The 24,625-nt window shown below is 39.1% G+C and carries 22 protein-coding genes; 14 read left to right on the top strand and 8 right to left on the bottom strand.

Translation table 11 applies throughout. From position 1 onward, the window contains the following. Window positions 1-8: 8 nt before the first annotated feature. From BLS33_RS18060 to BLS33_RS18045, 4 genes are read left to right on the top strand one after another with little or no spacing between them, the layout of a single operon-like run. Window positions 9-1,469, top strand: coding sequence for a phytoene desaturase family protein (locus BLS33_RS18060; protein WP_089892892.1), 1,461 nt, complete (start codon window positions 9-11; stop codon window positions 1,467-1,469). 4 nt (window positions 1,470-1,473) lie between these two features. Next, complete coding sequence (locus BLS33_RS18055) at window positions 1,474-2,313, top strand: phytoene/squalene synthase family protein (protein ID WP_089892889.1); 840 nt, start codon at window positions 1,474-1,476, stop codon at window positions 2,311-2,313. 1 nt (window position 2,314) lies between these two features. Then, the gene (locus BLS33_RS18050) at window positions 2,315-2,767 is read left to right on the top strand and encodes a sterol desaturase family protein (protein WP_089892885.1); all 453 of its coding nucleotides are present in this window, start codon (window positions 2,315-2,317) and stop codon (window positions 2,765-2,767) included. Then, a complete protein-coding gene (locus BLS33_RS18045; protein WP_089892882.1) occupies window positions 2,767-3,459 on the top strand; it encodes a lycopene cyclase domain-containing protein in 693 nt (230 codons plus the stop codon). Before BLS33_RS18050 ends, BLS33_RS18045 begins: the two co-directional genes overlap by 1 nt. Here BLS33_RS18045 and BLS33_RS18040 read toward each other — a convergent pair. The 5 genes from BLS33_RS18040 to BLS33_RS18020 all read right to left on the bottom strand — a co-directional run bounded on the left by BLS33_RS18040 (window position 3,445) and on the right by BLS33_RS18020 (window position 9,912). Next, window positions 3,445-4,005, bottom strand: a complete 561-nt coding sequence (locus BLS33_RS18040; RefSeq protein ID WP_089892880.1) for a TlpA family protein disulfide reductase — start codon at window positions 4,003-4,005, stop codon at window positions 3,445-3,447. The two genes, BLS33_RS18045 and BLS33_RS18040, sit on opposite strands and share 15 nt — an antisense overlap. Window positions 4,006-4,168: 163 nt before the next feature. Further along, a complete protein-coding gene (locus BLS33_RS18035) occupies window positions 4,169-6,433 on the bottom strand; it encodes an aconitate hydratase (protein WP_089892877.1) in 2,265 nt (754 codons plus the stop codon). Between the two features lie 185 nt (window positions 6,434-6,618). Then, window positions 6,619-7,572: an AAA family ATPase gene (locus BLS33_RS18030; RefSeq protein WP_089892875.1), complete on the bottom strand. Its 954-nt coding sequence runs from the start codon at window positions 7,570-7,572 to the stop codon at window positions 6,619-6,621. A 2-nt stretch (window positions 7,573-7,574) separates the two neighbouring features. Then, complete coding sequence (locus BLS33_RS18025; protein WP_245731536.1) at window positions 7,575-9,023, bottom strand: peptidylprolyl isomerase; 1,449 nt, start codon at window positions 9,021-9,023, stop codon at window positions 7,575-7,577. Then, the gene (locus BLS33_RS18020) at window positions 9,007-9,912 is read right to left on the bottom strand and encodes a hypothetical protein (protein WP_089892869.1); all 906 of its coding nucleotides are present in this window, start codon (window positions 9,910-9,912) and stop codon (window positions 9,007-9,009) included. The genes BLS33_RS18025 and BLS33_RS18020 overlap by 17 nt, the downstream gene beginning before the upstream one ends. Before the next feature lie 363 nt (window positions 9,913-10,275). On the opposite strand from BLS33_RS18020, the gene BLS33_RS18015 reads away from it, so the two are divergent. The 5 genes from BLS33_RS18015 (at window position 10,276) to BLS33_RS17995 (ending at window position 14,745) form a co-directional block, all read left to right on the top strand. Continuing rightward, entirely contained in the window at window positions 10,276-10,521 is a 246-nt protein-coding gene (locus tag BLS33_RS18015) for a hypothetical protein (RefSeq protein WP_089892866.1), read from the top strand. Between the two features lie 99 nt (window positions 10,522-10,620). Beyond that, on the top strand, window positions 10,621-11,682 hold the full coding sequence (locus BLS33_RS18010) for a serine hydrolase (RefSeq protein ID WP_245731534.1): 1,062 nt from the start codon (window positions 10,621-10,623) through the stop codon (window positions 11,680-11,682). A gap of 175 nt (window positions 11,683-11,857) precedes the next feature. Further along, entirely contained in the window at window positions 11,858-12,595 is a 738-nt protein-coding gene (gene rluF / locus BLS33_RS18005; RefSeq protein ID WP_089892860.1) for a 23S rRNA pseudouridine(2604) synthase RluF, read from the top strand. Window positions 12,596-12,719: 124 nt separating this feature from the next. Then, complete coding sequence (locus BLS33_RS18000) at window positions 12,720-14,054, top strand: carboxypeptidase-like regulatory domain-containing protein (RefSeq protein WP_089892857.1); 1,335 nt, start codon at window positions 12,720-12,722, stop codon at window positions 14,052-14,054. 295 nt (window positions 14,055-14,349) lie between these two features. Next, window positions 14,350-14,745: a response regulator gene (locus tag BLS33_RS17995; protein ID WP_089892854.1), complete on the top strand. Its 396-nt coding sequence runs from the start codon at window positions 14,350-14,352 to the stop codon at window positions 14,743-14,745. A 15-nt stretch (window positions 14,746-14,760) separates the two neighbouring features. On the opposite strand, the gene BLS33_RS17990 is transcribed toward BLS33_RS17995, so the two are convergent. Continuing rightward, entirely contained in the window at window positions 14,761-15,966 is a 1,206-nt protein-coding gene (locus BLS33_RS17990) for a sensor histidine kinase (RefSeq protein WP_089892851.1), read from the bottom strand. A 315-nt stretch (window positions 15,967-16,281) separates the two neighbouring features. Here BLS33_RS17990 and BLS33_RS17985 point away from each other — a divergent pair, with 315 nt between their 5' ends. Then, window positions 16,282-17,337, top strand: coding sequence for a S66 peptidase family protein (locus BLS33_RS17985; protein ID WP_089892848.1), 1,056 nt, complete (start codon window positions 16,282-16,284; stop codon window positions 17,335-17,337). Window positions 17,338-17,420: 83 nt separating this feature from the next. Here BLS33_RS17985 and BLS33_RS17980 read toward each other — a convergent pair whose 3' ends face one another. Next, window positions 17,421-19,613: a RecQ family ATP-dependent DNA helicase gene (locus BLS33_RS17980; RefSeq protein WP_089893162.1), complete on the bottom strand. Its 2,193-nt coding sequence runs from the start codon at window positions 19,611-19,613 to the stop codon at window positions 17,421-17,423. Between the two features lie 218 nt (window positions 19,614-19,831). Here BLS33_RS17980 and BLS33_RS17975 point away from each other — a divergent pair, with 218 nt between their 5' ends. The 3 genes from BLS33_RS17975 (at window position 19,832) to lptB (ending at window position 22,490) form a co-directional block, all read left to right on the top strand. Continuing rightward, the gene (locus tag BLS33_RS17975; protein ID WP_089892845.1) at window positions 19,832-20,797 is read left to right on the top strand and encodes a KpsF/GutQ family sugar-phosphate isomerase; all 966 of its coding nucleotides are present in this window, start codon (window positions 19,832-19,834) and stop codon (window positions 20,795-20,797) included. Continuing rightward, window positions 20,797-21,648: a twin-arginine translocase subunit TatC gene (gene tatC, locus BLS33_RS17970; protein WP_089892843.1), complete on the top strand. Its 852-nt coding sequence runs from the start codon at window positions 20,797-20,799 to the stop codon at window positions 21,646-21,648. The genes BLS33_RS17975 and tatC overlap by 1 nt, the downstream gene beginning before the upstream one ends. 101 nt (window positions 21,649-21,749) lie before the next feature. Beyond that, window positions 21,750-22,490, top strand: a complete 741-nt coding sequence (lptB, locus tag BLS33_RS17965; protein ID WP_089892840.1) for an LPS export ABC transporter ATP-binding protein — start codon at window positions 21,750-21,752, stop codon at window positions 22,488-22,490. A 67-nt stretch (window positions 22,491-22,557) separates the two neighbouring features. Here lptB and BLS33_RS17960 read toward each other — a convergent pair whose 3' ends face one another. Next, window positions 22,558-23,304: a CDP-alcohol phosphatidyltransferase family protein gene (locus BLS33_RS17960; RefSeq protein ID WP_089892837.1), complete on the bottom strand. Its 747-nt coding sequence runs from the start codon at window positions 23,302-23,304 to the stop codon at window positions 22,558-22,560. A 133-nt stretch (window positions 23,305-23,437) separates the two neighbouring features. On the opposite strand from BLS33_RS17960, the gene BLS33_RS17955 reads away from it, so the two are divergent. After that, window positions 23,438-24,622, top strand: coding sequence for a lipoprotein N-acyltransferase Lnb domain-containing protein (locus BLS33_RS17955; RefSeq protein ID WP_089892834.1), 1,185 nt, complete (start codon window positions 23,438-23,440; stop codon window positions 24,620-24,622). The last annotated feature ends 3 nt before the right edge of the window (window positions 24,623-24,625 follow it).

The raw sequence follows: 24,625 nt of genomic DNA, 5'->3' as shown, positions 1-24,625 counted from the left end.
CATAAAAAATGAGTAAAAAAGTCGTCGTCATCGGCTCAGGGTTTTCATCACTTTCCGCGGCATGTTATCTTGCCAAAAAGGGTTTTGATGTTTCCGTATACGAAAAAAACAGTACCGTAGGTGGCAGGGCAAGGCAATTGGTGATAGATGGCTTTACATTTGACATGGGACCAAGTTGGTATTGGATGCCCGACATTTTCGAAAAGTTTTTCAATGATTTCAACAAAAAAGCTTCGGATTATTACGAATTAAAAAAATTAGACCCCGCCTATAAAATTTTCTTTGCCGACAATACGATTTCGATTGGAGATACATTGGAGAAAATAAGTGTAGAATTTGAGCGTATCGAAACCGGAAGTGCCGATCACCTCATGAGGTTTATGGCCAAGGCACAAAAAAATTATGAAATAGCCATTAACAAAGTAGTGTTAAAGCCAGGTATTTCGCCATTTGAATTGATTACTAAAGATACCATTGTAAATGTTGATCAGTTCTTTAAATCTATCAGTTCCGAGGTACGAAGAAAATTTAAGAATCCGATGTTAATATCCGCCTTGGAATTTCCGGTGCTTTTTCTTGGTGCAAAACCCAGCAATACGCCATCGTTCTATAATTTTATGAACTATGCCGATTTCGGATTGGGAACTTGGCACCCTAAAGGCGGAATGTATGAAATAATCAAAGCCCTTCAAAGTCTTGCCGAAGAATTGGGCGTTTCGATTTATACAGATCATTCCGTGGAAAAAATTAATGTAGAAAACGGAAAAACAGTCGGTATAGTAACCAATGGAAAAACAGTAGCTGCCGATGTGGTGCTCAGCGGCGCAGATTACCACCATTCCGAGACGTTGTTGGATAAGGAGTACAGACAATATTCAGAAAGTTATTGGCAAAAAAAGACCTTTGCCCCTTCTTCTTTGCTTTTTTACATTGGTTTTGACAAGAAGCTAAGGAATGTTAATCACCATAATCTTTTCTTCGACACAGACTTTGATGCCCATGCCAAGGAAATTTATGACAATCCCCAATGGCCTTCCGATCCCTTGTTTTATGCCAATTTTCCTTCGGTTACCGATAAAAGTATGGCACCAGCGAACTGTGAAACAGGTTTTTTTCTAGTACCCATAGCGCCTGGTCTAGATGATACTCCGGAATTAAGGAAACAATATTTTGATATTGTTATGAAAAGATTTGAAGAAAAGACAAATCAAAAAGTAGGCAACCATATTCTTTTTAAACAGTCATTTTGCGTTAACGATTTTGTAGAAGAATACAATGCATATAAGGGAAATGCCTACGGCTTGGCCAACACACTTGACCAAACAGCCTTTCTGAGGCCCAAGTTGAAAAGTAAAAAAGTAAAAAACCTGTATTTTACAGGCCAACTAACGGTACCTGGACCCGGTGTTCCACCTGCTTTGATATCGGGTAAGCTAGTTTCTGAATTAATCGCGAAAAATAATTTATAAAAGAATGAAGTCGATTTTTGATACGGTGTCCTACGATTGCAGCAAACTGGTTACAAAAACCTATAGTACTTCGTTCGCTTTGGCCACAAAAATGCTAGGCACCTCAATTCGGTCCGATATTTACAATATTTATGGTTTTGTTCGATTTGCCGATGAAATAGTCGACTCTTTTCATGATTATGACAAAGAAAAACTATTTGATAAATTTGAGGATGATTTAAAAGAAGCATTAGAGGAAAGAATAAGTTTAAATCCGATCCTAAACGCTTTTCAGCATACCTATCACGCTTACGGTATTCCATATCATCTTGTAGATGCGTTTATGAAAAGTATGCGCATGGATCTCACTAAAAATGTGTATGCAACCGACGAGGAGTATCGTGAATATATCTATGGTTCAGCCGATGTCGTGGGGCTGATGTGCCTTCAGGTATTTGTAAATGGAAATCAAGAAACCTATGAAGAATTAAAAGATTCGGCCATGGCGCTAGGTTCAGCTTTTCAGAAAGTCAATTTTTTGAGAGATTTAAAAGCTGACTTCGAAAGCCTTAACCGCTCGTATTTTCCATCTACGAATTTAGCTCAACTTGACGAAGCCTCTAAAAATCAAATAATTGAAGAAATAAAAAATGATTTTAAACTGGGATATTCTGGAATCCTACAATTACCGACTGAAGCTAAATTTGGAGTTTATACAGCTTATCGCTATTACTATTCCTTATTACGAAAATTACAGAAAACACCTCCGCTAGAAATTATGAACACCAGAATTAGAGTGTCCAATCATCATAAAATAGGACTATTGGCCCATTCATACGTCCACTATAAACTAAATTTGGTCTAACATGACAACAGGGTACTGGATATTAATTTTTTTCCTGACATTCTGCGCAATGGAGTTTATGGCGTGGTTTACCCATAAATACATTATGCACGGTTTTTTATGGAGTCTTCATAAAGACCATCATAAAAAAGATCACGATTCATGGTTCGAAAGAAATGACACTTTCTTTATCTTCTATGCTATAGTAAGCATGTCTTTCTTCAGTGCGGCCGTCTACAAAGGCTTTTGGTTCGGATGGCCTATTGGTTTCGGTATAATGGCCTACGGTGCCATATATTTTTTAGTACACGATATATTTATACACCAACGCTTCAAGATATTTAGGGATGCACCCAATCGATATGCCAAGGGTGTTCGCCGCGCACATAAAATGCATCATAAACATGCAGGTAAGGAAGAAGGAGAATGCTTCGGAATGTTGATGGTACCCTTCAAATATTTTAAGAAGGGCTGATGAAGTATCTTTATCTGCTATTAGATTTAAGCTCGTTATCGGTTCCTTTTTTGTATAGTTTTCATCCTAAACTAAAGTTATACAAAGACTGGAAATCCATAGGTTTGGCGCTTTTTAGTACCATGTTCATTTTTATCCCTTGGGATGCTATTTTTACCAGCAATGGTTTCTGGGGATTCAACGAAGCCTATTATCTAGACTATCGTCTTCTTGGGCTTCCGATTGAAGAATGGCTATTTTTTATCTGCATTCCTTATGCGTGTATTTTTACCTTTTATGCGCTCTTATACTATTTCCCTAATTTAGGCCTCTCTGCGAAGAATACTAAAATAATAAGCCTTCTCATAGCCTTCTTCCTAGTTGTGCTGGGAATTGTCTACCATGATAGATGGTACACTTTTACAGTTTCGGTTTATGCACTTTTTTGTACGTTGGCAGCACAAAAATGGAATCCGGGATTACTCGCCAAATTTTATCCGATTTTCGTAGTGATTCTTTTGCCTTTCTTTCTTATCAACGGTACGCTGACAGGAAGTTTTATTGTAGATGAAGTCGTATGGTACAATAATGATGAGAACATAGGGTTACGGCTTTTTACTATTCCCGTAGAAGACACAATTTATGCCTTTGCCCTATTATTGACCAACCTGTTTCTTGTCGAATTTTTTAAAAAGCGACTATTCCGAAAGTAGGGAATCTAGTAATGTGGTTACTTTCTTATTGTCCCAATCTGATATGGCCGTTTGGTGAACAACAATGAAGCCATTCTTGTCTAAAATGTAAGACCCCGAAGGCTTGAGCAGTGTAATCGGGCTGCTTTCTCCTATAATTTGATACGTTATCGGAAAGGTGTAATCATTTTTTTCCATAAATTCCACTACAGGAGTATTTTCTTCATCCGTAATAATATAGAAATCCACCTTGTCACGATACCGGTCATATAACTCTTGAATGTCATTCAATTGTGCCACGGAAGGCAGCTGCCAAGTCGCCCAAAAATTTATAAAAACGACCTTTCCTTGAGATTTTTTAAAATTGAAGTAATCTGAACTCTCATCTCTTAATTTCCAATCATAATCGGTAATGCGATTTCTATTGGTCGACTGAATAATCGTGGGCTCCGTTGCGAATATTCTATTAAGCAGCACCTTTCCATAATAGCCTAAAGGCGTAACAAAAAATGCAAGTACTACCAAAATAGGTAATATATTAAGTACTTTCTTTTTTGTTATTATCACAAGACTGGATTTTACTAATTAACTGGATATATATTCATTTCAATAAAAAACTGATTAACATCCCAGAGCGACATATATCTTCATACCAAAAATATATCCCTAAAAAATAAAAAAACTCCCAATGATGACCATTGGGAGTTTTTTATAACTTCACGGCATCTTTTTATGCATTCTCCCTTTGAATAACATTCAAGGCAGATCCTTCATTAAACCAACCGATCTGCGCATCGTTATAGGTATGCAACGCTATAATGGTGTCTTTACTACCATCAGCATGAACCACCTCAATGGTCAATGGTTTGTTCGGTGCAAAATCTGCAATATCAACAAAGTTAAACGTATCGTCCTCTTGAATGAGGTCATAATCGTTTTCATTTTTGAAGGTAAGCCCAAGCATTCCCTGTTTCTTGAGGTTCGTTTCGTGAATACGGGCAAAAGACTTAACCAATACAACCGCAACACCCAAATGTCTGGGCTGCATGGCCGCATGCTCTCTTGAAGAACCTTCACCATAATTATGGTCTCCCACTACAATGGTCTTGATCCCTTTAGCCTTGTACGCCCTTTGTGTATCAGGAACTCCACCATATTCGCCAGTAAGTTGATTTTTTACAAAGTTTGTTTTCTTATTAAAAGCATTTACCGCACCGATTAGGGTGTTATTGGCAATATTATCTAAATGTCCTCTAAAACGCAACCATGGACCCGCCATTGAAATGTGGTCAGTGGTACACTTGCCAAAGGCCTTTATCAATAATTTTACACCTTGTAGCTCTTCAGGTTTGATAGGCACAAAGGGACTTAATAATTGTAATCGTTCCGAAGTCGGACTAACCTTTACTTCAACACTAGAACCGTCTTCTGTAGGTGCTAAATAACCAGCGTCTTCTACATCAAACCCTTGTGGAGGTAATTCAATACCTTTTGGTTCCTCCAATTTCACCTCTTGGCCATCTTCGTTAAGAAGTGTATCGTTCATTGGGTCAAAATCCAACCTTCCTGATATGGCGATAGCAGCTACCATTTCCGGTGAGCCTACAAAAGCATGGGTATTCGGGTTACCATCCGCTCTTTTCGAGAAGTTACGGTTAAAAGAATGCACAATGGTATTCTTTTCATCCCCTTTTAAATCACTTCTATCCCATTGCCCAATACAAGGACCACAAGCATTAGTAAAAATTGTTGCTCCAAGGTTTTCAAAGATTTGGAGAAGACCATCCCTTTCCGCTGTAAAGCGTATTTGTTCAGAACCAGGATTAATTCCGAAATCTGATTTTGGTTTAATTTTCTTATCGACCGCTTGTTGTGCAATTGAAGCTGCACGGGTCAAATCTTCGTATGAAGAATTGGTACATGAACCGATTAACCCCCAATCAACTTGAATAGGCCAGCCATTTTCTCTTGCCTTGGCTCCCAGTTGACCTACAGGAGTAGCCAAATCTGGAGTGAAAGGTCCATTAAGGTGTGGTCGCAACTCATCAAGGTTGATTTCAATTATTTCATCAAAATAAGCCTCTGGGTTCGCATATACTTCTGGATCAGCAGTTAAATGTTTCCTAACCTCATTTGCGGCATCTGCGATATCACTTCGATCGGTAGCCCTTAGGTAGCGCTCCATAGAATCGTCATAACCAAAAGTAGAGGTTGTTGCACCTACTTCCGCTCCCATATTACAAATGGTTCCTTTACCGGTACACGATAGATTCTTTGCACCCTCACCAAAGTATTCTACGATGGCTCCGGTTCCTCCCTTTACCGTAAGTATTCCGGCAACCTTTAAAATAACGTCTTTTGCAGAGGTCCAACCTGAAATATTACCGGTCAATTTTACTCCGATCAATTTGGGGAATTTCAATTCCCAGGCCATTCCGGCCATTACATCTACGGCATCCGCACCACCGACCCCGATGGCTACCATACCCAACCCACCGGCATTAACCGTATGTGAGTCGGTACCGATCATCATACCTCCGGGAAATGCATAATTTTCCAAAACCACTTGGTGTATGATACCTGCACCGGGTCTCCAAAAACCAATTCCGTATTTATTAGATACAGATTCCAAGAAATCAAAGACCTCTGCGCTCGTACTGTTGGCAGAAATCAAATCGGCCGCGGCACCACTCTTTGCTTGAATCAAATGATCGCAATGCACGGTAGTAGGAACAGCAACCTTTTGCTTGCCAGCCTGCATAAACTGCAATAGGGCCATCTGCGCTGTAGCATCTTGACATGCGATACGATCGGGAGCAAAATCCACATAGTCCTTACCCCGTTCAAATTTCTTTGTAGGGTTTCCTTCCCACAAGTGGGAATATAGAATTTTTTCGGAAAGTGTTAGCGGCTTACCAACGATATCGCGAGCCATATCAACCCGCTTGGCCATATTTGCGTAAACCTCCCTAATCATGTCAATATCAAATGCCATTATCTTATAAGTTTTTGGTTACTAAAATTCTTTAAAATTAATAAAATCCAAGGGGCAAATAAAATTTTTCCAAAGTATTACCGCTATTTTGAGGAATTATTGAATTGAACCCTGTTCTATTATTAAAAATTCAGCATAAAGCCCAACCAATGGCGACGATAATCTTACGAACGAAATCTTTTGTACTACATTAGTTTATTGATAATATCTTCTTCGGATATACCCTCTGCTTCTGCCTTGTAATTTTTTATAATCCGATGTCTTAAAATCTCCATGGCAACCGCTTGAACATCTTCGATATCTGGAGAAAACTTACCGTTGACAGCTGCATTGGCCTTGGCACCCAACACCAAGTTTTGGGAAGCTCTTGGTCCCGCTCCCCAATCAATGAATTGCTTTACAAAATCGGACGCATCAGGTTGATTGGGCCTGGTGCTGTTCACCAATTTTACGGCGTACTCAACTACATTGTCCGGTACTGGAATTCTTCGTACCAAGTGTTGCACTTCCAAGATTTCCGATGCACTGAAAAGTACATTGACTTGCGGTTTTTCGTCATTGGTAGTACGCTTTACAACTTGCATCTCTTCGGCTACCGATGGATACTTAAGTTCTATAGCAAACATAAAGCGGTCAAGCTGCGCTTCGGGCAAGGGGTATGTACCTTCTTGCTCAATAGGGTTTTGTGTAGCGAGAACAAAATACGGTAATTTTAAGTCATGACGCTTTCCGGCGATGGTCACCGAGCGCTCTTGCATCGCCTCTAAAAGTGCTGCCTGGGTTTTTGGAGGAGTACGATTGATCTCATCCGCCAAAATAATATTGGAAAAAATAGGACCTTGAATAAACTTGAAATTCCTATTTTGATCCAATACCTCGCTCCCAAGAATATCGCTGGGCATAAGGTCTGGGGTAAACTGAATACGTTTGAAATCGAGCCCCAAGGTCTGGGCAATAGTATTTACCATTAAGGTTTTAGCGAGCCCCGGAACTCCGATCAGCAGGGAGTGTCCACCGACGTAGATTGAAAGTAAAATACGGTTTACGACCTCATCTTGTCCAATGATGACCTTGGCAATTTCTTTCTTGAGGTCAGCATGCTTTTGTACAAGATTGGTAATTGCAGCTACATCTGACATACTTAATCTTTGACCCAGTTATTGGCGAAATCACATTCTTGATTGCTTTCGCTGACACTAATGTACGTATCGTCAATATGTTCGTCCATCCACTTTTTAATAGCCTTAAATTGCTTTTCGGTCAATGCCAGTTTCTGAATTTTAAGATAATCTTTCGCGAAATCGGCTACATGCTCATCATAGCGATTGGTCACTTTTAAAATTTTGTATTTTGGACCACCTCCCCTAGGGTCTTGCTCTAAAATAGGATAGGAAATATCGTTGTCTTTTAAACTACGAACCTGATTGTAAAGGGTTGGATCCATGTTGGTAAGCTCAAATCTAGATCCATAATCGATAGGGTTACGCAACAGACCACCATCGAACTTTGTTTCCTTTTCATCAGAGAAATTCATAGCGGCCTCTGCGAAGGTAAACTTGCCCTCAATAATATTCTTTCGAATGCTGTCAAGTTCTTTCTTTGCTTCGTCCAATTTGTCTTGAGAAATTTCCGGTTGCATCAAAATATGGCGTAAATCGATTTCTTGACCCCTTATTTTCTCAACATAAATAATATGATATCCGAACATGGTCTCAAAAGGCTCTGAAATCTCACCTTCCCTTAAGCTAAAGGCGGTATCCTTAAATTCCTTTACATAACCCGATTGTTTTGTAACACTTCCGATAAAACCGCCATTGGGTTTTGACCCCGGATCTTTAGAATACAAAATCGCCTTAACACTAAAACTCGCATCATTATCTTCTATGTCTGCTTTAATGCCATTCAATTTATCGATGACTTTTTGCTTTTCTTCCTCCGAAGCTTTAGGTTGCTTTACGATTTGCGCAATTTCCATCTCGGCTCCGAATACGGGACGTTCGTCTTCCGGAATTTTATTGAAGAACTGTCTTACCTCTTCAGGCGTAATCTCAATCTCGGAAATAATACTCTGCTGCATTTTCTCGGAAAGCATGCGCAGTTTATTGATTTTATTGATGTCTTCGCGAAGACTTACCTCATCTTCCTTTCGGTAAAACTTCAATAGTTTCTCCATAGAACCTATCTGACCGACGAAGCCTTGAATTTGTCTATCTGTAGTGGCACTTACCTCATCGTCGGAAACCAAAAGACTATCTTGAACCGCTTGGTGAGCGTATAGACGATCTTCCATCAATTTGCCCAACAAAGAACACTTGGTTACGTTTTCGACCGAAGCACCTTGACTTTTTAAATCGATCAAAGTTTTTTCGATATCCGAATCCAGAATGACATAATCGCCAACAACTGCGGCTATGCCGTCAAGCTTTATTTTCTCATAAGTTTTGGAAGTATCCTTCACAACCCCCATGTCTGCTTCAAGTACAGGTTCTTGTGGTTCCACTTGGGTATCTGGAATTTGATCGGACTCCTGCCCCATAACAAATCCAGAAACGGCCAAACAACACATCAAAAAACTAGTTCTCCTCATCATATGTATATACTTCAAATTCATTTTTCCTTGTAGCTTCATCAATGATTTCTGTTTCCAATCTTCGCATATAATTCAATTTCCTTCGACTCAACAAAACTTGTTCAATCGTTGGCTGTATAAATGACAAAGGGGCAATTTCATTGACCTCACGAACATCGATAATCTTCCCCAAATATACCCCTAATGAATCCTCCAATTCAAAAAATTGTGATTTTTTTAAGTATCGCCCTTCGTTTTCCAGCGTCAATGGCGGCACTTCTTCTAGCACTCTAGACATCCCTATCCAAATCGAATCGTTAAAATTCAGCTTTTTAAATTGAACGCCTATCGAGTCTAAATATGAAACGTCATCTTCATCGAATCGCTTCATTTTTTCAATTACCGTACTCTTGTCCATAAATTGAACAGGCAATTCGATAAAGCGCAACTTCACCAATTTTTCTTTGAGCTTAAAGTTTTCCTTCTCTTGTTCATAAAAACTTTGCAGCTGTGCATCGGTCACTACAGAATCACTTCCTTGCCCTACTAATGCCTCTGCATAGGCCCTGGTGTAAAGATCTGTACGGTAATCGGATACCAAAGCATCGAATTCGGTCAGTTTCTCTTCCGGAAGATTGATTTTGGCTTTGGCAAGCAATAATTGCTTTGAAGCCCAATTGTTGATATAGTTGACTACCAATGAGGCACTATCTTCCTTAGACATACCCTTGCCCAGAAAAGGCGATACATCTTTCTTGTATAAATAGGCATCTCCTACACGAGCCAAAGGCTGGTCATCTACCCTTTCTTTCCATAAAGAATTGCACGAAACGATTATGCCAGTAGTCAATACTGCTACTACTATGCTACGCACTTTAAAGAAATCTATAATTTGAAATGGAAAAAACATCGGGCAAAAATACTAATTAGAATATCGTGTACAAGCAATATAGACTTTCATTAACACATTTTTGACGGCCATGGGCTTAATTTACTACATTAGTGTGACAAACTAGAAAAAATTAGCACTGAACAAGATTAATTTCTTTTGTGCATGTTCGCAAAATGCTTTGCCAGATATACCGGATCCGACTTAATAGTGCAATCATTGCCACTCAAAAACTTATAAACCACCAACTTTGTAATGCTTGTATCGTAACAATTAATGAAATTTGCCATTTAATAGCGTTTGTTCAACATGTTTGGCATAGAAACAGAATAAGATGCTCAAGCGCAAGCCGATTGCATCAATAAATCTCAGCAATAGAAGATTATGAGTACGAACAGGAAAATTAAATTGATTTGGGACTTTAGAGGTATTGCAGCGCGGAATACAGCGGAACACCATGAAAAACACCTTAAAGAGTTCATTGCCATTGAACAAATGGAATTGAACATTACAGGTTTCCAACATGTGAGCGAAATGCACAGTTTAGCCTTTATGGTCATCGAAGAAGACCAAATGATATCCATTCGGGATACCCTGAAACCACATCGCGCAGAAGTTTATCAAAGTTGATACACACAAGCAGATTTTATGTTGATTAAGCGTCTATTATTTTATTGCCTTTGTTTTTGCCTAGTTTCTTGCGCAACGGAAACGTCAATTATTAATCCGTTGGAACACGTTCTTCGTTCACAAGATTTTAGAATAAAAAGGGTGATGGATAGTGTCGGCCAATATGAAATTCAAATTAGATATACACAAATCGACCGTATTAATGGGGAAGTTATCTTTACCGACTATGACTTTCAAGTCGATGATGAAAAATATTTCTATCCCGCCAGTACTATCAAACTACCTATTGCAGCCCTTACGCTAGAAAAAATAAATGAACTTGGCACGTTGACCACAGACACTCGTTTTTATGTGGAGGGAGATTCGCTCGAAACTACCTTCGCAACCGAAATCTCAAAAATTTTCGCAGTTAGTGATAACGATGCCAACAATAGATTGATGGAGTTTTTAGGCCAAGATGACATTAACGACAGGTTAACCAAAAAAGGAATTAGCCATGCACGTATTTCACATCGCCTCGGAATGAAAGATGCCGACGAAGTAACCACAAAACCCTTGGTCATCTATCTTAATGACAGCACCGTCACCATTTTAGAGAGCACTATAAACACACCTCCCGATTCATTGAAAATTCATGGGATGAAGAAAGGTATCGGTTTTTATCAGGATGATTTACTTGTTGACGCGCCCTTTGACTTTGGGCTTAAAAATTATTATTCCATTGACGCCCAACACGGTGTTTTAGAGCGTGTACTATTCCCCGAACAATTTTCAAAGGAAAAGCGGTTCAACATAAGTGAGGCACAGCGAAAATTCTTGATGAATACAATGCAAACCTTACCTAGAAACGCTGGATATGACGAGAACACCTACTATGACGCATATGGCAAATTTTTTATGTACGGCGACACCAAAACTCACATTCCCGATCATATAAAAATATACAACAAGGTAGGCTTTGCCTATGGTACACTAACCGATTGCGCATATATTACCGACTCGAAAAACGATATTGACTTTCTATTAACGGCTACCATTTTGGTAAATCAAAATGGTATTTTCAATGATGATACCTATGAATTTGAAGAAGTAGGCATTCCTTTTCTTTCTGCACTGGGCAGCGGTCTGTACCAATATGAGCTGAAACGAAAAAGCCCGTAATTATAGAATGGTTTTTTTAAGAACCACTTTTTTCGGCAGTCGACTTGTATGTGGATAATTATCATATCTGTAGTTTCCCTATCGAGGTAGTTTATTTTAAAAATTTTAGGGAAAAGGTAGATTTTTATGCCAAGTAGATAGAATCCCCTAAATTTGCACCATCCAAAAAAAGAACGTGCAAGATTCCGAAAAGACCCGTATCAATAAATACCTTAGTGAAGTAGGTTACTGCTCACGTAGGGCGGCTGACAAGCTTATCGAACAAGGTAGGGTGACCATCAATGGCAAAGTGCCGGAAATGGGCACTAAAATTGTGGCCGGAGACGAAGTAAGAGTAGATGGTGAGCCCGTTTCTAAAGTTAATGAAAAACCCGTATATCTTGCCTTCAACAAACCCATAGGAATTGTCTGCACTACCGACACCGGTGTTGAAAAAGATAACATCATCGACTTCATCAACTACCCTAAACGTATTTTTCCTATCGGCCGTTTAGATAAGCCTAGCGAGGGCCTTATTTTTATGACCAACGATGGTGATATCGTCAATAAAATTTTGCGCGCAAGAAACCACCACGAGAAAGAATATTTGGTAACTATAGATAAACCTATCACGCCGCTATTTTTAAAAAAAATGCGTAGCGGCGTTCCTATTTTAGATACCGTTACCCGAAAATGTGAAGTCGAGGAAGTCAGTGCCTATCAATTTAAAATTGTTCTTACACAGGGGTTGAATAGACAAATTCGCCGTATGTGCGAGCACTTGGGCTACCGTGTGAAAAAACTAAGACGCATTCGTATCATGAACATTAAACTTGATGTTCCCGTCGGCAAGTGGCGAAATCTCACCGAAGCGGAACTTAAAGAAATTAACCGTTTGGTCTCAACATCTTCAAAAACGCACAAAGACGCTTAAAACTTTGTAAAATACTGCCATAAAAATCTTTCTGGGGAGCTCGTTTTATTACCGTTACTTTAACAGTATATGTGATTAAAAATCACTAACTTAGGATGAAACAACTCATATAAACACTCGGACCATGATACACACAATATTTAAAATACCCAAAAAACAACTTGTCTCCCTGCTCTTGCTTTCAATGCTTTTAGGAGTAGCGGGAATTCCACAGGCCTCAGCTTTCTTTCAAGACAACTTACAGGAAGATGATATAGCATTCACAGAGTACAAAGGTGAAGTCGTCGATGCAGATACGAAAAAACCATTGGTCTTTGCCACATTGACCGTTGTGGGCACCAACATTAGCACCATATCGAATACAGAAGGAACATTTCTTTTAAAAGTTCCCTCTTCGATGAAGGAAGCGAATGTGCTGATTTCTTTCTTGGGATATAAAGACTTGTCCTTACCCCTATCCGATTTTAAGGATGGAAAGAACCGAATAGCAATGGATGTTTCCATTACTGAACTTTCAGAGGTCAACATTGCCATCCCAAAAGATGCAGGTGCACTGGTCAGGGAAACCTTGAAAAAGAAGGGCGAGAACTATTTTGAAGACCCGACCTTAATGACTGCCTTTTATCGTGAAACGATTAAGAAAAGGAGAAAAAACGTTTCGCTTTCCGAGGCTGTAGTAAATATATACAAAGCCCCGTATACCTCATTGCGTAAAGATGCGGTGCAATTGTACAAGGCTAGAAAAAGCACAGACTACGATAAACTTGACACCATAGCCCTGAAATTACAGGGCGGACCTTTCAATGCGTTATTTGTGGATATTATGAAATATCCGGAATATATTTTTGCGGAAGAATCACTTGACAACTACATTTTTGAATTTGACCGTTCGACACAGGTAAACGGCAAACTTATCTATGTAATTAATTTCAAGCAGCGTGAAGATATTATTGATCCTTTGTATCAGGGAAAGTTATACATCGATGCCGACAAGAAAATTTTGACTAGTGCCATATATTCCCTCAACATCACCGACCGTGATATGGCCGCGAGATTATTCGTTCGTAAAAAGCCCAGAAATGCGAATGTATGGCCCACAGATGTTGCTTACAGAGTCGATTATCGAGAGAAAAACGGGCGTTGGTATTATGGCTATAGTAATGTTTTACTCGAATTTAAAATAAATTGGGACAGACGACTGTTCAATTCAGTATATAGCATGACCTGCGAAATGGCGGTTACCGATTGGGAAAAGAATGATTCTGACGGATTTCCCAAATCCAAGCAGCGAATCAAATCATCTATAATTCTAGCAGATGCTGCCACTGGTTTTACAGATCCTGACTTTTGGGGAGAATACAACATTATCGAACCTGAGAAATCTATAGAATCGGCTATTAAGAAAATTCAACGCCAATTAAAGCGTACGAAATCTACTGGCGGGGCAGCAGGACGTTAATACGCTTCATCTAAAAAAATATTAAAAAGAACCGGTTTGAAAAAATCGGTTCTTTTATTTTACCCTATTTTCTAAGCATAAAGAATTTGATGGGAACTTTGATTTTATCTGCCTTCCGTATGAAATTATCATTCAATACTTCCGTCTGTGACATAATTATTGAGCAATCAAATGAAGCGGTGTAGCTACATTCGATAATGTACTCGATAGACAAATACCTTCTCAAAAAAGTTTATTAAATTATTTTTTTGCTAATAAAGTGTTAAACTTTCCCTCAAAAAATTATCTTTAGCCTATGAAATCTGTTGTTTATATCATTGACGATAACATGGTATCGGAATTTGCTACAAAAATGGTACTACAACAGTCATCAATAGCATGCGATATTTTCTCATTTGATAATGCTGAAATAGGTTTGGAAAACTTTGTGGATTCAATTAAAAAAGGTAAAAATATTCCGGATGTCATTCTATTGGACCTGAATATGCCTGGGATGGATGGATGGGATTTTCTAGCGCAGCTCAAAACGATAGCATACCCGAAAAATAAGATTGCAATCTATGTGCTTTCTACTTTCACAAGTGCAAAAACCCGCGAGAAAGCACGCTCACATGAGTTGGTAGCCGGTCTTTTTGAAAGGCCTCTTTCTAAAATTAATGCTGAATCTATTTTATCCGAAAAGACTGATTAGATTTGAGCATTGCAATCAATCTGCAACGGTAAAGACGAATTTTGAGCCTTTGCCAATTTCAGACTCAACAAAAATTTCACCACCTAAATTTCCGACAACTTTTTTGACCGTCGCGAGGCCTATACCATTCCCAGACCGCCCCAATCTATCTTTATGGGAAAGTGTTTCAAATATTTGGAATATTTTTTCTTGATCTTTCTTTAAAATACCTGAGCCGTTATCTTTTACAGATATTTGATATCCGACCATCACTTTCTTGATTTCCAACTCAACTTCAGTAAGTTCTTTATCGCTATACTTAAGAGCGTTTGCCAAAAGATTTATTAAAATCTGTTCTATGGCGGTTTTATTCGCAATGATGTATTCTAAATCAGATTTGAGTATAATATCACATTTAAATTCGGCAGAAAAAAGCCCCGCAATATCATCTCTCAAAATTTTCAGATCAATTTTAGAATCATTTTCTTTACCAAGCTGACTCGATTTGCTATACTCAAGTAGCCCCACAATTAACTTTTTGAGGGTCTCTGAGGAATTTTTGATCAACCTAATAAGGGTGCGTCCGTTAGCATCGATCTTTGCCCCGTAATCTTTGTCCAAATACTCTGCCAAAGCCGAGATATTATTTAATGGTGATTTTAAGTCATGGGCTGCGACATGTGCAAATCGTTCCAATTCGATATTATTCTCCTTAAGCTCTCTATTCGCTTTTTCCAGTTCAATCTTATTCTTTCTTAACTCCAAGAGGATCATTACCTGATCAGATAGAATTGTCAAGGCATTGATTTGGCTCTTACTCAGTTTATTGGGTTTGTTGTCTATAACACACAAAGTACCAATAGGTAATCCCTCAGAATTTTTAAGGGGTACACCAGCATAAAAAACTACATGGGGGTCATTTGTTACCAAGGGGTTATCATTGAACCGCTCGTCTTTTCTCGCATCTTCAATCATAAAGACTTCATCTGATGAAGAATTTATAGCATGGCCACAAAAGGCATACTCTTTAGGAGTTTCTGTAGCATCAACACCAAAATGTGACTTGAACCATTGACGTTTGTCATCGAGAAGACTGACAAGTGAAATTGGCATATTGCATATTTCGGACGCCAGGGCAGTCAAGTTATCATACTCCGTTTCGGGTAGGGTATCGAGAATGGAATATGATTCTAAAAGCTTTAGCCTTTCAGATTCTCTATCATGATTTTTGGGGGGTTTCATAATACTGTATTTCGGGAATTCACTATTGTCAGGAAGCAGTTATATAACAACAGCGTTATTTCTTACAAAACCACGACCTCATTTGATGACCATAACGATTTCGGATAGAAAAAAGTATTAAAAGCCCATCATATATTAATAATTAACAAATGTAAAACCATTTTTTTACGAATTGAACAAGGTTCCACTCTTTTTGAGTCCCAATACAGTGATATGAAATGATTGAAAATTATTATTACTTTACATGAATAAAAACCCACAAATTCTTCACTATACCAAAAATAAAAAGTAAACTAAAAACAAGAACTAGCTGCTATGTTAATAGAAAGAAGACGATTTATTGCTACATCACTGGGGCTGTCCTTTGCGACCTTAATTTCCGGAAATACCAATATATATAATGGAGGAAATCCAATTCATGATACAATACTTCCCAAAAAATTAAAAAAGGGGGATACCATTGGTTTGATTGCTCCTGGCTACGCTATTGAAAGTACCGTTTTGGAAGAGGCGAAGCAAACACTTAAAACCATGGGGTTTATCCCATTTCATACAGACCGTATTTTATCAAATTACGGATATTTCAGCAGTACGGATACCGAGAGGGCCAAAGATCTTGACGAGATGTTCAGTAACGACAGAGTTGACGGTATTCTCTGTGCTCGCGGTGGTTATGGTTGTACCCGAATTATGCATATGATCAACTATGAAAACATTCGAAAAAATCCAAAGGCATTAATAGGGTTTAGCGATATTACGGCCCTTTTAAATGGAATACACCAAAAAACAGGGCTAGTCACTTTTCACGGCCCTGTGGGAAGCACCTTGAACGATCCTTATAGCATCGGGCAACTACAGCAGGTTGTCATGCATCCGCAAAATCAACAAATTATTCAAAATTCAATTCTTACGGATGACAATTTGAAAACAAACCCCGAATACGAGCGTTATACGATTACCAAAGGAAACGCTAGTGGAAAATTGGTCGGGGGTAGCCTCACACTGATCAATGCCCTGATCGGCACTCCCCACGAAATAGATTTTACCGACGCCCTCGTATGCATTGAAGATGTTGAAGAGGCGCCCTATCGTATCGATCGTATGCTTACCCAATTGATTGCGGGCCGCACATTTTCAAAAGCCAAGGGCATAATCTTTGGGGTCTGCGCTGGTTGTAACACTTCTACAAATCCGATTTCTTTTAATTTAAAGGAAGTAATTCTAGATCGAATTAAGCCTTTGAATATTCCTGCGGTATATGGAATGAGCTTTGGTCATATTAAAAGCAGTTTCACCTTCCCCATTGGCATTTCTGCCAGACTGAATGCGGATCAAATGATATTACAATTATTAGAAAAACCTGTGCGCTAGAAGTTGCTATTGGCAACGATGCGTACACAGGCCTTAGCTGTATTTAGTCGGCAAACCCGAGGCAATCGTTTAATGTTAGAATATCAGTTAGCCACCTCACTAATAAATTTCAAGCGGTATAATCGCAGCTCTTCATCTTCATAATCTCCGTCAAATTCTTTTAGGGCATCTTCAATGTCATCGGTTTCCGCTTCCAAGAAATATTCATGTATTTCATCTTGCTGGTCTTCATCGAGTACTTCATCGACCCAGTAGCCTAAATTCAGTTTAGTACCACTGAATACAATTTGCTCCATTTCTTTTATCAGTTCAGAAATATTCAAGCCTTTGGCAGATGCAATATCATCCAATGGCAGTTTTCTGTCCACATTTTGTATGATGTACAATTTCAATGCTGAATTGGCCCCCGTACTCTTTACGACCAAATCGTCAGGACGTATAATCTCGTTCTCTTCAACATAAGTAGAAATTAGCGCTACAAATGGCTTTCCATACTTTTTAGCTTTGCCTTCACCTACCCCATGAATATTAATTAGCTCATCCATGGAAATAGGATATTTTAACGCCATGTCTTCCAACGATGGATCCTGAAAAACCACGAAAGGCGGTACTCCCAATTTCTTTGCCTGTGCTTTACGAAGATCCTTTAATTGTTTCAGTAATTTTTCATCGGAAACGCCACCTGATGCCGCGCCGAACGCTACATTTTTATCACCGGAATAAGAGTGATCTTTAGTCATCATAAAAGAATGCGGCTTCTTCAAAAACTCATGCCCTTTTGGAGTTACATGTAAAATACCGTACTGTTCTATCTCCTTTTTCAAGAGCCCAGCTACCAATACCTGACGAATCAGGGCCATCCAATAATGCTTGTCGTGATCGGCACCCGAACCAAAAACTTCCTTTGTATCCGTTTTATGGGATGAAATAAGGGCATTTACCTTTCCGGTAAGTGTTTTTACAATTTCTTTCGATTTAAATTTTTCACTGGTATCCTTTACTACCTTGATCAGCTTAACAACATTACCTTCGGCTTCTTCCTTCGCTTTAGGATTTCTGGTATTATCGTCCATTTTCGCCCCATCTCCATTAATCTCGTCAAATTCTTCCCCAAAATAATGTAACATGAATTTTCTACGAGACATTGAAGTTTCGGCATAGGCCACCACTTCCTGTAACAAGGCATTGCCGATTTCTTGTTCGGCAACAGGCTTTCCTGACATAAATTTTTCCAGCTTCTCTATATCCTTATAGGCATAAAAAGCAAGACAGTGACCCTCACCTCCATCTCTACCGGCCCTACCCGTTTCTTGATAGTAGCTCTCAATGCTCTTAGGTATGTCATGATGAATGACGAAGCGCACATCAGGTTTGTCAATACCCATGCCGAATGCAATCGTTGCGACAACGACGTCAACATCTTCCATCAAAAACATGTCCTGGTATTTCGATCTAGTTTTCGCATCAAAACCGGCATGATAAGGCACAGCGCTTACGCCATTGACCTGAAGTACTTGTGCCAACTCTTCGACCCGCTTTCGACTCAAACAGTAAATAATACCCGACTTACCGGCATTTTGTTTGACAAACCGAATGATATCACTATCTACGGCCGCAGTTTTTGGTTGAATCTCATAATACAAGTTTGGCCTATTGAACGACGCTTTAAAAACCTTGGCATCGGTAATACCTAAATTCTTAATAATATCTTCTTGCACTTTGGGTGTTGCCGTAGCTGTTAACCCGATGATAGGAATATTGTCGCCCAATCGGTTTACAATATTCTTTAAGTTTCTATATTCAGGTCTAAAATCGTGCCCCCATTCTGAAATACAATGGGCTTCGTCAACCGCTACAAAAGACACCGTTTGTGCTTGTAAAAATTCAACGTATTCGTCTTTGGTCAAAGATTCGGGGGCGACATATAATAGTTTTGTTATGCCGTTAAGAATATCTTCCTTTACTTGTCTTATTTCGGTTTTAGTAAGGGAAGAATTCAATACGTGCGCCACACCATTTTCTGAAGATATGCCTCGAATCGCATCGACTTGGTTCTTCATGAGTGCAATTAGCGGGGAAACTATTATGGCCGTACCTGGCTGCATTAATGCAGGAAGTTGATAGCAAAGTGATTTGCCGCCGCCCGTAGGCATTATAACAAAAGTATTATTACCCTCTAATGTGTTTTTTATTACATCTTCTTGAAGACCTTTGAATTGAGAAAACCCAAAATATTTTTTTAACGAGGCGTGCAGATCAATCTCTTCCAACTCCATTCCGTTTAATATCATTTAAAATTATATGCTCATCATGGCATGGGGCCACACTTAGTAATTATACAATAAGATAAGGAATCTTAGACTTCCAAACCACAAATTGTACCAAAATAAATTCCTAAAACTTAAAATATTATTTAAAATTAACTTTACGTAGTTTTGTAAACTTAAATATAAGACATTCTTTTAGTATTGCAATTCATAACTCAACAATTACATTGAACGATAGCAAAACAATTCTTGCCCTGGCACAGCAAACCTTTGATATGGAAAGCAAAGCTATCGGCAATTTAGCGTCGCTATTGACGAACGATTTCGCCAATGCGGTCAACTGCATTCTAGAGTCTAAAGGTAGGGTTATTATTTCAGGTATTGGCAAAAGCGCGATTGTAGCTACTAAGATTGTAGCAACATTGAATTCGACCGGCACCCCTGCCATTTTTATGCATGCGGGCGATGCCATTCATGGTGATCTCGGCACTATTCAAGAAAACGATGTTGTAATTTGTGTCTCAAAAAGTGGTAGCACACCAGAGATAAAGATGTTGGTTCCCTTAATTAAAAGGGGAACGAACAAGTTAATAGGAATGACCGGAAATACCGATTCATTTTTGGCGCATCAAGCCGATTTTGTACTAAATACGTTCGTGGAAAAAGAAGCTTGTCCGAATAATCTGGCCCCTACCACCAGTACCACAGCTCAGCTGGTTATGGGCGATGCCCTGGCCATCAGCCTGTTAAAGCTGAGAGGGTTCACGAGTCAAGATTTCGCAAAGTACCATCCTGGCGGAGCTTTGGGCAAACGACTTTACCTACGCGTCGCAGATATTGCCCAAAACAATCAAAAACCTAGCGTAGGGTTAAAAACAGACGTAAAACAGGTCATCGTTGAGATTTCAGAAAAAATGTTGGGGGTCGCGGCAGTTTTAGATAACAATAAAATTGTGGGGGTCATTACTGATGGCGATATTCGCAGAATGTTGAACAAATATGACGACATTCGCACGTTGACTGCACACGATATTATGACATCCAATCCGAAGACCATATCCATCGAGGAACTCGCCGTAAGCGCACTGGAACTCATGCAAGATAGCGGCATTTCACAATTATTGGCCGTTGAGGGCACAACATACAAGGGAGTAGTACATCTACATAATTTAATAAATGAAGGCATATTATAATGGCGAAGACAAAAAACACCAAGCCTCATAACGAAATGTCGTTCTTAGACCATCTGGAAGAACTTCGATGGCACCTGATACGATCCGTTTTTGCAGTAGTAATCATAGGAAGTGGGGCTTTTTTAATGAAGAGCTTTATTTTCGATACGGTTATCTTCGGGCCGTCAAAAATGGATTTCCCCACATATCGTCTATTTTGCGATATTGCCACGTGGTTGGGGTTTGATTCTGCTTTTTGCGCCGATAAACTTCCCTTTACTATACAAAGTCGTCAGATGGGGGCACAGTTTTCGATGCATATTTGGACATCAATTTGGGCAGGTGTTATCCTTGGGTTCCCTTATATTCTTTATGAATTATGGAAATTCATCAGTCCCGGACTTTACGAGAAGGAACGACAAAACTCAAGAGGTTTCATACTAATTGCATCGTTTTTGTTTTTCACGGGTGTTCTTTTCGGATATTATGTAGTGGCACCACTTTCAATTAACTTTTTGAGTACCTACCAAGTCAGCGAAATTATATCGAATGAATTCGATATTGATTCCTATGTCGGCAATATAAAGACATCTGTTTTAGCATGTGGCGTACTTTTCGAACTACCTATCATTATTTTCTTTTTAACGAAGGTCGGCATAGTCACCCCTGATATCCTCAAAAAATATCGAAAAATCGCATTGGTAGTCGTTCTTATTCTTTCTGCGGTAATTACTCCTCCCGATGTAACAAGCCAAATCATAGTTGCTGTGCCCGTGATACTATTGTATCAGGTGAGCATCTATATTTCGGGCCTCGTTTTGCGTAAGGAAGCCAAAAAAGAAAGAAAGAAAAAAGGGTTAAAGAAAATGTAAATAGCATAAAGTGTCAAAAGTTTCTTGTTTCTTTAGTCTTTATCTGTTCAATGAAGTTATAGAGCTGTAATCAAAGAAACCCGAAACCAGAAGCCTAAAAAATGAAATTAAGCGCTACAAATATTATGAAGTCCTACCGAGGTAGGCAAGTGGTCAAGGGAATTTCGCTGGAGGTCAACCAAGGCGAAATTGTCGGGTTACTAGGCCCCAATGGTGCCGGTAAGACGACCTCTTTCTATATGATTGTAGGGCTCATCAAGCCCAATGGAGGCAAAATCTTTCTGGATGATATGGAGATTACCAATTTCCCCATGTACAAGAGAGCTCAAAATGGCATTGGATATTTAGCACAAGAAGCATCTGTATTTCGTAAATTAAGTATCGAAAAGAATATTTTAAGTGTTCTGCAGCTCACTAAGTTGAGTAAGAAAGAACAGCATATGAAAATGGAGTCGCTTATCGAAGAGTTCGGACTAGGTCATATTCGAAAAAGCAGGGGAGATTTACTTTCTGGTGGCGAACGCAGACGTACGGAAATTGCCCGTGCCTTGGCTACAGACCCTAGTTTTATTCTATTGGACGAACCTTTTGCCGGGGTAGATCCCGTGGCGGTCGAAGATATTCAACGTATTGTTGCCCAATTGAAAAATAAAAATATTGGTATACTTATTACCGATCATAATGTTCAGGAAACCCTCGCGATAACCGAACGATCTTATCTTATGTTCGAAGGCGGAATTCTTAAATCGGGTATTCCCGAAGACTTGGCGGCCGATGAAATGGTTCGAAAAGTATATTTGGGACAGAACTTTGAACTCAGAAAAAAGAAACTGGATTTTTAGTACAATTCGACAGAACCAATACTTCAAGTTCAAAAACTTCTTTCAAACATTTCCCATTCAATACTATTTATGCCTGCTTCTTCTTAGCAGAACTGTCGACGACCGAACCCAAAATATAAAATCCAATAATAATGGGGACCGCTAAAAACTGCATGGTCACCAGAAGTGCAAGGCTAACAATAAGAAAAATATAGCGAAGGGTATTATCCTTAAAACTCCAGTTTTTAAATTTCAAGGCAAAAAGTGCGATTTTTGAATTTAACAGGTAGGCACTGAGTACTGTCATCCCTATCAAAAACCATTGGTTTAGAATAATCGAATTCAGCGCATCATTGTTATGGTACAACAAAATTAAGGGAAACGACAAAATCAATAAAGCATTCGCGGGAGTCGGAAGTCCAATGAAAGAAGACACCTGATTCTCATCTAAATTAAATTTAGCCAATCGGTACGCCGAGGCCATAGTAATCAGAAATCCGAAAAAGGGAAGTATCGATATCTGTGACCCTTCGGCAAAGGTAGCGTTGTCAAAAGCATTCCATCCACCGCTTTGCGACATATCCAACAACTGAAACATGACAATACCGGGAACCAATCCGCTTGTAATTACATCTGCCAAAGAATCAAGTTGCAACCCCAATTCACTTTGCACATTTAAAACTCTAGCAGCCAATCCATCAAAGAAATCAAAAAATATTCCTAAAAAAACAAAAAGTGCCGCCAGCTCAAGTTGGTTCATTACCGCGAAAACGGTGGCTACACAGCCACAGAAAACATTGAGCAGGGTTATTAGATTTGGAATATACTGTTTCATCTTAAAGAAAGTTAGGTGTTTGACCGGTTTGGTGCACAAAAATCACTTTCGTAAAAATAAGACAATTTTTCAGTAACCCTTTAGTCCATTATTTATTCGGATATTTGCCCTCAATTATATGTACCGTCTTTCAATGTTATCAAAAAACATCATTTTTCTTTTTTTTCTGACCTTGGTTACCCTTGGTTTTTCCCAGAAAATCGAACTTTCGCCCTTATCAGAGATAAGCGTTTTGACCTGTGGTCCGGGTGACGACCTTTACACCTCGTTCGGTCATAGTGCTTTTCGGGTTCAAGATCGAACACTGGGTATAGATGCAGTCTACAATTACGGAACTTTTGATTTCAATCCTCCGTGGTTTTATCTGGAGTTCACACAAGGCAAACTCATCTATTCATTAGGCAGACAACATATGGAACGTTTTCTTGCCGAGTATAAATATTATAACCGATGGGTGAGTGAAAATACGTTAAACCTAACTTTAGAAGAACGCAATGAGCTGTTTGGTTTTTTAGAAAACAATTATTTACCTGAAAATAGAGATTACCGCTACGATTTCTTTTATGACAATTGTGCTACTAAAATATGGGACGTTCTTAAAGAAAACTTTGAAGATCAATTGACATTCGACCCTAACTACCTAGAAAAACAATATACATTTCGTGAATTGATCCATCAGAACTTGGAGTTCAATTCATGGGCGGCCTTTGGCATCGATCTGGCGCTTGGGTCGGTGATAGACAAGGTGGCTACCCCCCAAGAACACATGTATTTGCCCGTTTATGTGATGAAGCAGCTAACGCATGCCACATTGAACGATAAACCGTTGTCCGGTAAAACTACGGCGGTGTATAAACCTGTCAACAAAATCAAAGATTCAAACTTTTTTGCTTCTCCCCTATTTTGGCTAACCGTTGTGCTTATACTTGTTCTTGTGGTCACGTACAAAGACTTCAAAAAACAAAGGCGAACCAAATGGCTCGATTTTTCATTATTCTTTATCACCGGGCTGGCCGGGCTGTTATTGTTTCATCTTTGGTTTCTGACCGAGCATACAACAACTGTCGGCAATTTTAATCTTCTTTGGGTATTTCCATTGAATTTGATAGTTGCTTTTTATATGATTTCCAAGAAAACCTTACCTGCTTGGATTTCGAAATACCTAGTGTTCTTGCTTGTGCTTCTTGGAGCAACCGTTTTGGTTGGGATATTAAAAGTACAGGTATTTTCCCCAATGATTATTCCACTATTAATACTTCTAGCCGTTCGATATCTGTTCTTATTTCGGTTATCGGCACATATAAAAAATATTCAATAACAT

It is taken from the genome of Kriegella aquimaris, from assembly GCF_900103215.1.
GTDB classification, from domain to species: domain Bacteria; phylum Bacteroidota; class Bacteroidia; order Flavobacteriales; family Flavobacteriaceae; genus Kriegella; species Kriegella aquimaris.
This window is presented reverse-complemented; position numbering and strand designations above follow the sequence as displayed.

Excerpts from the sequence above, each read along its gene's own strand:
- BLS33_RS18060 (WP_089892892.1), top strand. The coding sequence starts at position 9 with ATGAGTAAAAAAGTCGTCGTCATCGGCTCAGGGTTTTCATCACTTTCC.
- BLS33_RS18055 (WP_089892889.1), top strand. The coding sequence starts at position 1,474 with ATGAAGTCGATTTTTGATACGGTGTCCTACGATTGCAGCAAACTGGTT.
- BLS33_RS18050 (WP_089892885.1), top strand. The coding sequence starts at position 2,315 with ATGACAACAGGGTACTGGATATTAATTTTTTTCCTGACATTCTGCGCA.
- BLS33_RS18045 (WP_089892882.1), top strand. The coding sequence starts at position 2,767 with ATGAAGTATCTTTATCTGCTATTAGATTTAAGCTCGTTATCGGTTCCT.
- BLS33_RS18035 (WP_089892877.1), bottom strand. The coding sequence starts at position 6,433 with ATGGCATTTGATATTGACATGATTAGGGAGGTTTACGCAAATATGGCC.
- BLS33_RS18030 (WP_089892875.1), bottom strand. The coding sequence starts at position 7,572 with ATGTCAGATGTAGCTGCAATTACCAATCTTGTACAAAAGCATGCTGAC.
- BLS33_RS18025 (WP_245731536.1), bottom strand. The coding sequence starts at position 9,023 with ATGATGAGGAGAACTAGTTTTTTGATGTGTTGTTTGGCCGTTTCTGGA.
- BLS33_RS18020 (WP_089892869.1), bottom strand. The coding sequence starts at position 9,912 with ATGTTTTTTCCATTTCAAATTATAGATTTCTTTAAAGTGCGTAGCATA.
- BLS33_RS18015 (WP_089892866.1), top strand. The coding sequence starts at position 10,276 with ATGAGTACGAACAGGAAAATTAAATTGATTTGGGACTTTAGAGGTATT.
- BLS33_RS18000 (WP_089892857.1), top strand. The coding sequence starts at position 12,720 with ATGATACACACAATATTTAAAATACCCAAAAAACAACTTGTCTCCCTG.
- BLS33_RS17995 (WP_089892854.1), top strand. The coding sequence starts at position 14,350 with ATGAAATCTGTTGTTTATATCATTGACGATAACATGGTATCGGAATTT.
- BLS33_RS17990 (WP_089892851.1), bottom strand. The coding sequence starts at position 15,966 with ATGAAACCCCCCAAAAATCATGATAGAGAATCTGAAAGGCTAAAGCTT.
- BLS33_RS17985 (WP_089892848.1), top strand. The coding sequence starts at position 16,282 with ATGTTAATAGAAAGAAGACGATTTATTGCTACATCACTGGGGCTGTCC.
- BLS33_RS17980 (WP_089893162.1), bottom strand. The coding sequence starts at position 19,613 with ATGGAGTTGGAAGAGATTGATCTGCACGCCTCGTTAAAAAAATATTTT.
- tatC (WP_089892843.1), top strand. The coding sequence starts at position 20,797 with ATGGCGAAGACAAAAAACACCAAGCCTCATAACGAAATGTCGTTCTTA.
- lptB (WP_089892840.1), top strand. The coding sequence starts at position 21,750 with ATGAAATTAAGCGCTACAAATATTATGAAGTCCTACCGAGGTAGGCAA.
- BLS33_RS17960 (WP_089892837.1), bottom strand. The coding sequence starts at position 23,304 with ATGAAACAGTATATTCCAAATCTAATAACCCTGCTCAATGTTTTCTGT.
- BLS33_RS17955 (WP_089892834.1), top strand. The coding sequence starts at position 23,438 with ATGTTATCAAAAAACATCATTTTTCTTTTTTTTCTGACCTTGGTTACC.